Origin of the sequence: Microcystis sp. LEGE 00066 (genome assembly GCF_015207925.1) — a bacterium.
Lineage (GTDB): Bacteria > Cyanobacteriota > Cyanobacteriia > Cyanobacteriales > Microcystaceae > Microcystis > Microcystis ichthyoblabe_A.
This window is the reverse complement of record NZ_JADEVX010000161.1, coordinates 1-9,569: the sequence shown is the minus strand read 5'-3', so window position 1 is coordinate 9,569 and position 9,569 is coordinate 1. Positions and strand designations below refer to the sequence as shown.

General features: G+C 40.8%; 11 protein-coding genes and 1 pseudogene. 5 read left to right on the top strand and 7 right to left on the bottom strand.

The window, feature by feature from the left end; genetic code table 11:
- On the top strand, positions 1–241 hold a 241-nt coding region (locus IQ224_RS18275; RefSeq protein WP_194032751.1), incomplete at its 5' end, for a transposase.
- A gap of 57 nt (positions 242–298) precedes the next feature.
- Here IQ224_RS18275 and IQ224_RS18270 read toward each other — a convergent pair.
- The 3 genes from IQ224_RS18270 to crtE all read right to left on the bottom strand — a co-directional run bounded on the left by IQ224_RS18270 (position 299) and on the right by crtE (position 2,569).
- Positions 299–1,105, bottom strand: coding sequence for an ATP/GTP-binding protein (locus tag IQ224_RS18270; RefSeq protein WP_002748830.1), 807 nt, complete (start codon positions 1,103–1,105; stop codon positions 299–301).
- Positions 1,106–1,169: 64 nt separating this feature from the next.
- Entirely contained in the window at positions 1,170–1,622 is a 453-nt protein-coding gene (locus tag IQ224_RS18265) for a divergent PAP2 family protein (protein WP_002748827.1), read from the bottom strand.
- Between the two features lie 17 nt (positions 1,623–1,639).
- On the bottom strand, positions 1,640–2,569 hold the full coding sequence (gene crtE, locus IQ224_RS18260; RefSeq protein WP_002748822.1) for a geranylgeranyl diphosphate synthase CrtE: 930 nt from the start codon (positions 2,567–2,569) through the stop codon (positions 1,640–1,642).
- Positions 2,570–2,971: 402 nt separating this feature from the next.
- Here crtE and IQ224_RS18255 point away from each other — a divergent pair, with 402 nt between their 5' ends.
- The 3 genes from IQ224_RS18255 to IQ224_RS18245 all read left to right on the top strand — a co-directional run bounded on the left by IQ224_RS18255 (position 2,972) and on the right by IQ224_RS18245 (position 5,399).
- A complete protein-coding gene (locus IQ224_RS18255) occupies positions 2,972–4,369 on the top strand; it encodes a serine/threonine-protein kinase (RefSeq protein WP_002748820.1) in 1,398 nt (465 codons plus the stop codon).
- 225 nt (positions 4,370–4,594) lie between these two features.
- A complete protein-coding gene (gene def, locus IQ224_RS18250; protein ID WP_002748816.1) occupies positions 4,595–5,170 on the top strand; it encodes a peptide deformylase in 576 nt (191 codons plus the stop codon).
- 31 nt (positions 5,171–5,201) lie between these two features.
- Complete coding sequence (locus IQ224_RS18245; RefSeq protein WP_002731987.1) at positions 5,202–5,399, top strand: hypothetical protein; 198 nt, start codon at positions 5,202–5,204, stop codon at positions 5,397–5,399.
- Between the two features lie 81 nt (positions 5,400–5,480).
- Here the strand turns inward: IQ224_RS18245 and IQ224_RS24325 are convergent, their stop codons facing one another.
- Positions 5,481–5,792 (bottom strand): hypothetical protein, encoded by a 312-nt coding sequence (locus IQ224_RS24325; RefSeq protein WP_228036303.1) that lies wholly within the window; start codon positions 5,790–5,792, stop codon positions 5,481–5,483.
- Positions 5,793–6,044: 252 nt separating this feature from the next.
- Between IQ224_RS24325 and IQ224_RS18240 the strand changes: the two are divergent.
- Positions 6,045–6,823: pseudogene (locus IQ224_RS18240) on the top strand (IS1 family transposase).
- Positions 6,824–7,016: 193 nt separating this feature from the next.
- Here IQ224_RS18240 and IQ224_RS18235 read toward each other — a convergent pair.
- The 3 genes from IQ224_RS18235 to IQ224_RS18220 are packed head-to-tail and all read right to left on the bottom strand — an operon-like array spanning position 7,017 to position 9,455.
- Positions 7,017–8,513, bottom strand: coding sequence for a phospholipase effector Tle1 domain-containing protein (locus tag IQ224_RS18235; RefSeq protein ID WP_228036302.1), 1,497 nt, complete (start codon positions 8,511–8,513; stop codon positions 7,017–7,019).
- A gap of 39 nt (positions 8,514–8,552) precedes the next feature.
- On the bottom strand, positions 8,553–8,924 hold the full coding sequence (locus IQ224_RS18225) for a jacalin-like lectin (protein ID WP_230457602.1): 372 nt from the start codon (positions 8,922–8,924) through the stop codon (positions 8,553–8,555).
- A 42-nt stretch (positions 8,925–8,966) separates the two neighbouring features.
- Positions 8,967–9,455 (bottom strand): hypothetical protein, encoded by a 489-nt coding sequence (locus IQ224_RS18220; protein ID WP_228036301.1) that lies wholly within the window; start codon positions 9,453–9,455, stop codon positions 8,967–8,969.
- Between the last annotated feature and the right edge of the window lie 114 nt (positions 9,456–9,569).

Here is a 9,569-nt window from a genome sequence, read left to right as displayed (position 1 = left end):
AGAGGGAATGCTATCCATCTCGGAATGGTTGGCAAAATCCTCCAGTGTTTTTACTAAGAGTTGTCAAACAATCCGAAACTGGTTTGGAGAAATAATTAGTTATTTCGAGCGAAGGACAACGAATGGGGTGGTCGAGGGAATCAACAATAAACTTAAACTAATAAAAAGAAGAGGCTATGGCTTTAGAAACTTTCGGAATTTTTGGGTTAGAAGTATGTTATCTTGGCATCTTGTCTGTTGATTTAGCATAAAGAGTAACGAAGAGCCATAAAATTCCATTTTCAAGGTTAACCATCGCTCAAATTAATCCCAACATCCGCCAAAATCCATCTCCTAAACTGCCAATCGGAACTGGTTCTTCTGTTCCTTTAAGTTTAACCATAAATCCCCCACGTCCTCCCGATGTACTACTAAATACTGGAGGTTGAAATTCTTCGGTAGTCGCAATTTTTTCTATTTTAGGTTCAATGATTTTTAAAGCTTCGATAACTAGGTTATCCGTAGAGTTAAGCAGACTTTGACTGAAAAAATATCTGTTTGTATTAACTGCTATAGATTGAGGAGGAATCCAAAATAATTCTAGTTTTTTAAAATCGTGAGACGGTTTGTTATCGGTTAAATTTATCTGTAAAATTTCTTCTTCAGGTGATAAAGAATAGACTTTTTGCTGATGCTCAAATTCAACCACTAAGCAAAAACTACCTATGGATTGTAAATTATTTTTATTGACTTTAGAGAGTAATCCTTTAGATGTAGATTGAATAATTAAAATCACCCGATTGGCTGGTTTATCTGGCTCATAAATCACTATTTTTTGATTATCCTTTAGTAAGTATTTATAGAATAAATTTTTTATCTGATAAGATAGCACTTTCGCACCGAGAAGATTAGCCGCATCTATTTCTCTATGAGAATACTCACCCCGATGATTAAGAATTTTTTGTATTTTTCTTATATCAAATTTAGAAACATAAATAAGAATCGCTTCTAAAATAGAAGTTTTACCGCTATTATTTTTACCTACTAAGAGATTAATTCGACCAAGATTGGCCATCTCAAAATTGTGAAAACCGCGAAAGCCTTCAATTTTTAGGGATTGTAACATGAGTGATTACCCCGGATTTTCCGTTATTAGATCTAGTTTATCTAAACCTCAGAAAACACCTCAATTAATGACAGAGCAGCACCATGGCGATACCGATACCCAGACTTAAACCGACCAGCACCTGAAAAGGAGTATGACCAATTAATTCCTTTAAACGTTCCTCGTTAAATTCCTTGCCCTCCTGGAACATTTCATCAATAATTTGATTGAGAATCCGGGCCTGTTTTCCTGCTGCCTGACGCACTCCGGCCGCATCATACATAACAATAACCGCAAAAAGCGCGGCGATGGCAAATTCGGCACTAGACCAACCCATCTGTAATCCTACCCCAGTAGCCAAGGCCCCCACCAGTGCCGAGTGAGCGCTAGGCATTCCCCCCGACGAGACTAGATAGCGCAGACTCACCTTACCATCGCGGATTAACTCAATCAGCGCTTTTAGTCCCTGGGCAGTGAAACAAGCTAAAAGAGAGACTAGCAGTATTTGATTGTGTAACACCTGCTCGAAGTCCTGCATAATCTCATTCGTTTAATTTAATTTTTACGATTAACAATATACTCGGCGATGGCCCGTAAAGGTTCAGCAGCCTCATCGTAGCTACTCAATTCATTGATGGCACTATCTATTAAATGTTGAGCTTGCTGTCGGGACCCTTCTATCCCCCAGAGACTGGGATAGGTGGCTTTTTGTGCCTGTAGATCCTTACCGGCGGTTTTACCCAATTCCTCCTTTGTCGCCGTGATATCGAGAACATCATCTATAATTTGGAAAGCCAAGCCAATATTTTGGGCATAACGGGCTAATTTAGCTATATCTTCCCCTTTTGCCCCCGCTAAAACTGCCCCCGACACCACAGAAGTCTCCAACAGAGCCCCCGTTTTCTGAGTATGGATAAAACCGAGAGTTTCTGCCGAAATATCCGGTTTTCCTTCGGATTCCAAGTCTAAAACCTGACCTCCCACCAAACCCGCTGCCCCGACAGTGCGACCTAAACGGGCAATTACCTCTAAAATCTGTAGGGGAGGTACATTAAGAGTCTGGGTAGCCACATACTCGAAAGCGTAGGCTAGGAGACCATCCCCCGCTAAAATAGCGATATCTTCGCCAAAAACCTTATGATTGGTTAATTTCCCGCGTCGGTAATCATCGTTATCCATGGCGGGTAAATCGTCATGAATTAATGACATAGTGTGAATCATTTCTAGGGCGCAAGCGGTGGGTAAAGCCATCTCTAGGGAACCCCCCATCAATTCACAGGTAGCCAGACATAAAATCGGCCGCAGACGTTTGCCACCGGCGAGGAGAGAATAGCGCATCGCCTCGTAGATTTTGGCGGGATTGCCGATAACTAAAGAGCTATCTAAAGCTGACTCGACAATTAACCGCTTTTCCTCCAGATAGGAAGCCAGAGAAAAGTTCTCGTTTTTCCTCACTTCTACTCCTCGTTCGCCCCTAGTAACCATGTCTTTTTGTCTTGAACCGACTGCTTTTAAAACTATATCAGGAAACTCCACCTCGATGGGAATTAAACTGATTGCTCCCTTGTCCCCTAAGCTGTTGACTGTCTAAATTACGCCTTCAGACTACATGGCAGCGCCGCAGTTGCTATTCTGAACATTTGTACTAAAACTCCCTAGACCGAGAGAGGTCAATTTTTTTTTGATGCCTATTTTCTCTTTTACCTGAAAAAATACCTCCCTCAGTCCAGAGATTAGCGAAAAACGGGTGATACAATTGAATTTCGCCGCATTTATTCTGGGAGATGCTGAAGTTTTGATGATTCGGTCAAACTTCCGTTTTCTTAGCTTGCAGTTGAGAAATTTCTCGATTAACCTATAATTAGGATTATCCTAGAAATACATTGTATGCTGCCAGGGCAAATTTTAGGCGATCGATACCAAATTCAAAGTCAGTTAGGTAAACAAACCGGAAGACGCACTTTTCTCGCCCAAGATCTAAAAACGGGTACTACTGTTGTCGTCAAATTATTAATCTTCAGTCCCGATTTTGAATGGACAGATTTAAAACTCTTTGAACGGGAGGCCGAAACTCTTAAACATCTAGATTGTCGCTCGATTCCTGAATATATCGACTATTTTGAAGTTCGCACCGATACCTATCAAGGTTTTGCCCTTGTTCAGAGTTATATCGAGGCTAAATCTCTCAAGGAACAGATAGAAAATGGTCGCAAATTTAGTGAATCAGACCTGCAAGAATTAGCTAAATCTATCCTAGGTATTTTAATTTATCTCCATGGACTTAACCCGCCAATTATCCACCGGGATTTGAAACCTAGTAATATTTTACTAAAAGATCGAACTGGTCATAGTATCGGCAATGTTTATTTAATTGATTTTGGTTCTGTCCAGACTGTTGCCCAACAGGAACAGGCCACTTTAACTATCGTCGGAACCTACGGTTATATGCCCCCCGAACAATTCGGTGGTCGCACCGTTGCCGCTTCTGATTTATACAGTTTAGGAGCGACTTTAATCTATCTAGCTACGGGCATTCATCCCGCCGATTTACCCCAAAAAGATGGCAAAATTCAATTAAATAATTTAGCCAATTTAAGCCCTGCTTTTGTTCATTGGTTAGGGCAGTTAATTGAACCTAGTCTGGAGAAGAGGTTTGTTTCAGCACAAGCAGCAAATCAAGCTTTAAATACTCTCCACGAAATGCAATTAACTTCCTCAAACCTTGAAAAACCCTCCGGGAGTCGGGTACAATTGCAAAAAAACGAGGAGAAAATTAAAATATTTTTACCCCCCGAAGGTTTTACCCCTAAATTAATTTATCTTGGAACCTTTGCCATCGCTTGGAACGCTTTTTTATTAGTATGGACAGGAGGAGCCATTTCTATTACTCTGTGGATAAGTTGGTTTTTTCTGCTCTTTTCCTTGCCTTTTTGGTTTGTGGGTTTAGGAATGCTTTACCAGATTATTTATTGTCTCAAAGGGGAGGAAATTATTACTATTAATAGTCAAGAAATTGTTGCCATTCAGCGAATTTGGGGTTTGACACTTCCGGGTAAAAAGAAAATGGCACGGGAACATATTAATAAACTGGTGAAAGCTGATGGTTATCATACCAAAGATGGCGATGGTGATCGAGTTTATGTACCGATGGCTTTAACTATTTGGGCGGGGACTAAAGAATATACTATTAGTAATAAGACAAAAGCCTATCTGAGTCAACCCGAAATTGAATGGTTAGCGGCGGAATTAAGTCAATGGTTAGGAATACCAATTACTAATAAGTAGCAGGTTACAATCAGCTTTTTTCTCCCTTCTTCCCTCTCCCCCACTGATTACTGATTACTGCTTACTGAAAAAGTTTCCCACTTCCCACCTCCTGATATAGACGAACTGTCTGTGATCAGTGTAAAATTTTATGAAGGGTCTGGGTTTTTTTCTCCCTTTTCCTGAGAAATGCCCCAGAGCCAGTGACTAAAATCAAAATTGTGCATCCCATCGATAATTAAGTTTATGAGCGCCACTATTACCGTAGAAAAACGCAAATTAGAAAAACCCCCTTTAGAACTGCATTATCTCGGCGATCGAGTCCTGCGTCAACCGGCCAAGCGGATTGCTAAAGTCGATGACAGCATCCGCCAATTAGCCAGAGAAATGCTGCAAACTATGTATAGTTCCAATGGTATCGGTTTAGCGGCTCCGCAAGTGGCAGTCAATAAACAATTGATTGTCATCGATTGTGAACACGATAAACCCGAAAATCCGCCCCTAATTCTGATTAATCCCCAAATTATCGGTTATAGTCGGGAATTGTGCAAAGCGGAAGAGGGTTGTTTGAGTATTCCCGATGTGTTTTTAGATGTCATCCGTCCCCAAGCGATCGAAGTGAGTTATAAAGATGAACAGGGGAAACCGCGAAAACTGCAAGCTAACGGTTTACTAGCGCGGGTAATTCAACACGAAATGGATCATCTTAATGGTGTCATGTTCGTGGACAGAGTCGATAACGATTTGGCACTCAATGAAGAATTAAAAAAACACGGTTTTTCCGTGCAAGCGGTGAAACCGGTCGAGAAAGTGACAAAATAAAGGCATTAGTTAATTTAGGTGAGGAGTGAAAATGACCCCGAAAAGCGGCGTTTTATTGTTATTATCCTGTATTGCAGCGATCGCTGGTGTGGGTTGTGTCTTTGAAATTAGTTCAGGAGAACCGGATTTAGGCAATACCACCACTGGCCTAATTCTAGCGGCAAGTGTGCCACTAACAGCCCTATTTTTTTGGGCGGCGGTTAAAGACACGAGAGCCAATTACAAATAGAATAAATTCCCCTCGTTTATCTAAAAATTGGCATAATTTTCACGAGCAGAAGAGAGAATTTATTTCTCTCTTTTGTCTGTTTTAATTACAGGATAAATTGCCAGAAAAAGTTAAGTACCTCAGCAAAATTAATAGGTACTTAGAATTGTGCTTACGCATAGCCGAGAGTTGGATATGTTCCGCTTCAAGCAACAAGTCTTCAGTCTCATAGTCGTTGTCAGCTTTATCTGCATAAACAACGCTACCGACTGGTAAATCGAAGGAAAATACTCTCAAACCTCTAACATCAGGTAATGATTTGGTAGTAGTGGCGTAGCCCTCTTGCTTACCTGGTATGAATTGTGTAAAATATTTAGGCTCTTCGTTACTTGTTATGGTTCGATAGGGGGGCATAAATCAACAAAATCTTTATCTGGTAAGGGATTTAATTGATTAGTTCGCTTTAGATAAAAAACAATTGACAAAAATCGCCCAATGTCTTTCTCTATAAGGGTTCCATCCCTTATAACTCCCGTCTATTGCATAAGACAAACCGAAGAACCAATATTTATGAATAAAAATAATTGGAACCCGATCAGTCTTTAAACCTCTAGCTTGATCATGACTTTTCTGATAAATATCTTTTTCTGGCTTCTGTCTGGCTTACTGAAATATCAGTCTAGCACCGAACAAAATCCTCCCCCTAGTTCACCTCTATTCCCCTGTCCTAATTGTGGTTCTCACCATAGGATTAAGAATGGTTCTATTCATAATGAAAAACCCAAACGTCAATGTAAAGAATGTGGTCGTCAGTTTGTGATCAATCCCACTAATAAAACCGTCTCTGACGAAACCAAACAATTAATTGATAAACTCTTGCTCGAAGGAATTTCCTTACGAGTAATTGCTAGAGTAACAGGGGTAAGTTGGTCATGGTTACAAAATTATGTCAACAATAAACTGGCGGCTGTCCGCGTCAAATAAAGGTTTCGGACAAACTAAAAGGTAAATTGGTTATAGAATGTGATGAGATGTGGTCTTTTGTTTTTTCTAAGACGATAAAGGTTTATATTTGGCGGTTAATTGATAGAAAGACAAGGGAAATTATTGGCTGCTATGCGCGGAGATAGGAGTCGTCAATCAGCAAAAAAACTTTGGGCCAGTTTACCCGGTGTTTACCGACAATGCGCGGTTGCTTACACAGACTTTTGGGAGTCCTATAAGACAGTAATTCCTAGTAAACGTCATCGGGCAGTAGGTAAAGAAACTGATCAAACTAATCCTATTGAAAGATTAAATAATACCTTTCGACAAAGGATTTCTCGGCTGGTGAGAGAGAGTCTATCTTTCTCTAAAAAAATGGAGAATCACGTTGGGGAACCCTTTGGTATTTTATCCATGACTACAATGCACAGCAAAGCAAAGAATTAAGCCGCCATCACTAATACCGAATCACCACCCAAGAGGTTTAATACCAGAGCCTTGTTTTGCGTCAATGTGATACCAAATTTCTAAATCCATGACAGACATCCAGGCTCGAATGCTTGCCAAGCCTGCATTCGTTGTGACGCGAATAAAGAAAAATGGTATGAGGTGTACATCAAAACTTGGGCGTTGCCAAATTTGAAAATGTCTAAATTAGGGCAGCAACTTATTAAGCAGAGGAGTTAGATTTTGAGGACGATAATTGGGATCAGCCTTAAGTCGTTCGACCACACTGTAATGAACGGCAACTTTTAAAGATTCTATCGGTCGCCATCCTTCACCAGCTAAGGCATACACACCAGTCACGCTATTATCAAATTTAGTCGTTGGCTCTGGTTTAATCTGGAATTCCTCACTATAATTTTCAGTTGAATCAAACTCCAATCCCAACTTTTTAGCCTCGTGGATTATCCATTGTAAAGTATAGTCCGATAGCCCCCGATATTCTTTAGTTCCTCCACCAATACAGCCATGTTCACCAGCAAAGAAAACTTCTTTGACTACTTGTTCAGGATTTTTGTCACTTCTCTCCATGGCGGACGAGGGAAAACCTCTGCGTTTCTCATCAATGGCAACTGCATGAAAGGCATTTTCCACAATCGGACTTAGTCTAGCATCGAAAAATTCATACTTCCGATTCCAGAGTTTAGCCAAGGGTAGCCAAGGCGTTAGATCAGGAACACCTAATGCTCCCACCGTATCCCAGCACCCTAACATTTTGATCGGTACACGACCTTGTAAATAATCTTTTTCGCTATCTATCTTTTTGGAGTTATCTTCCCGGAATTTTTGAGCTTCTGGATCATTTGGCTTAATTTTAGAATTTCGATAAAGCTCATAAGCTTTAGGCAATTCGCGGATTTTGGAACGGCTCAATAAACCACTGTTATAGATCATACCTGCTAAACAACGAACTGTATAGGCTCCGCGACTAAAGCCAACTAGGTAAATTTCGTCTTCAGCTTCTACGTCATAATTCATACATAAAAAGCGATAGGCATCTTGAATAATTCTGTCAATTCCCCAGCCGAAAGCACCCCCGCCTAAACGCTCGATTAAATCAGCGTCTTCTTCTGTGCCACATCCTGATATATAATGAACCATTTGTAGGGTTTGATCATCGGCGGTGTATTTAACTAAGCGGGCAAATTTGACGACATTTGTAGGATAGGAAGTTGCTAATTCATTCCAAGTACCATCACAACAAACAACCAAACGTTTTTTCTTGGTTGTATTAGAGGGTTTAGTCGGCTCAGTGGTGTCAGGCTTAGATAATGGTTCAGACATATTCTTATCTTGAGTTGATTCTGAGGTTTGAGGATTAGATGGTTCCGATGGGGTCAATATTTCGGGTTTGATACTAGATGATTGTTCCTTGGGAGTAACTTCTTCATTGTTTGATGGAGTTTGAGGATTAGATGGTTCCGATGGGGTCAATGTTTCGGGTTTGATACTAGATGATTGTTCCTTGGGAGTAACTTCTTCATTGTTTGATGGAGTTTGAGGATTAGATGGTTCCAGTTTTGCCAAAGTTGTAACAGTTTGGCAATAAATCCCCAAACGTACTAACAAATTTTGCCCTCCCCCATAAGAGCCAAAGAAGCCGATAATCGGTTCTTCGTTACTTGGTATAGTTCGATCGGGTGGCATAAATCGACTAAATCCTTATCTGGCAAGAAACTTAATTGATTAGCTCGCTCTAGATCGAAAACAAATGACAAATATCGCAGCAATGTCTTTCTCTATAAGGGTTTCATCTCCTATCATCCCGTCCCTTGCATAAGACAAACCGAAGAGCCCGATAATCTCCTGACCTTCTGGCGCTTCTAAGACGAAAGGGTCAACTTCTTGTTTTCCATGCTTTCCCCCAAAAACGGGTGATTTAACTCCCTTTTTGGTTTCAAATTGGATGGTGACAATTTCTTGCTTGGGACGTCCTGGTACTGACATTCCCCAAATGCCGCTTATTTTCGTGAGATAATCCCCTGCTGGTATGGAAAATTCTCCTTTTGTACCGCCGCGACCACCAACTAGGTCTGAAAGATAGGTTTCTCCCGGAATAGAAGCGGGATTTTCGTATTCAACCTGAAGTGCGTCAATTGCTCAACCTGCATTCACAAATACCTTTTTCAATTGTGATTGTGGAGCAGTATCTTTAGGAAGAATTTGAAAATCTGTGTCTGAGATTGAACCACCTGTCAGACCTAATTTTATCGGTTTAGATACTTGATCCGTATTGTCGCTAGGAACTGGTTCAGGGGTTGTAAATTTGGGTGGAACTGAACAAGTCACTGCTATAACTGAACCACTATTCGGGATCTCCTTCCAGTCACTGGTCAAGCTATCTCGGCTATAGAGGCGATTATTCGCCCCAACTTCAACTAACTCCCCATCCGGCATGACGGTGACACTAATAACCGCACCGCTATTAGGTACTTCCTTCCAGTCACTGATCAAGCTATCTCGGGTGTAGAGGCTTTTATTGGTTCCAACGCCGACTATTTTGCCATCTGGCATAACGATAGCACCAATGACCGCACCACTATTAGGTATCTCTTTCCAGTCACTGGTTAAAGTATCAGCAATTCTCATTTTGAAATAAATAGAGCATTAACCCCGATTTTGGCATGGGCATATAGTACAAAGTAACTATTTTTGAGGAGAGGCGATCACCCAAAAAAACAGTTGGCTGGACAAATTAAGTAT

Bases quoted from the DNA above. Each gene is read 5' to 3' on its own strand.
- IQ224_RS18235 (WP_228036302.1), bottom strand. From the start codon at position 8,513: ATGCCACCCGATCGAACTATACCAAGTAACGAAGAACCGATTATCGGC.
- IQ224_RS24325 (WP_228036303.1), bottom strand. From the start codon at position 5,792: ATGCCCCCCTATCGAACCATAACAAGTAACGAAGAGCCTAAATATTTT.
- IQ224_RS18270 (WP_002748830.1), bottom strand. From the start codon at position 1,105: ATGTTACAATCCCTAAAAATTGAAGGCTTTCGCGGTTTTCACAATTTT.
- IQ224_RS18220 (WP_228036301.1), bottom strand. From the start codon at position 9,455: ATGAGAATTGCTGATACTTTAACCAGTGACTGGAAAGAGATACCTAAT.
- IQ224_RS18245 (WP_002731987.1), top strand. From the start codon at position 5,202: ATGACCCCGAAAAGCGGCGTTTTATTGTTATTATCCTGTATTGCAGCG.
- crtE (WP_002748822.1), bottom strand. From the start codon at position 2,569: ATGGTTACTAGGGGCGAACGAGGAGTAGAAGTGAGGAAAAACGAGAAC.
- IQ224_RS18265 (WP_002748827.1), bottom strand. From the start codon at position 1,622: ATGCAGGACTTCGAGCAGGTGTTACACAATCAAATACTGCTAGTCTCT.
- IQ224_RS18255 (WP_002748820.1), top strand. From the start codon at position 2,972: ATGCTGCCAGGGCAAATTTTAGGCGATCGATACCAAATTCAAAGTCAG.
- def (WP_002748816.1), top strand. From the start codon at position 4,595: ATGAGCGCCACTATTACCGTAGAAAAACGCAAATTAGAAAAACCCCCT.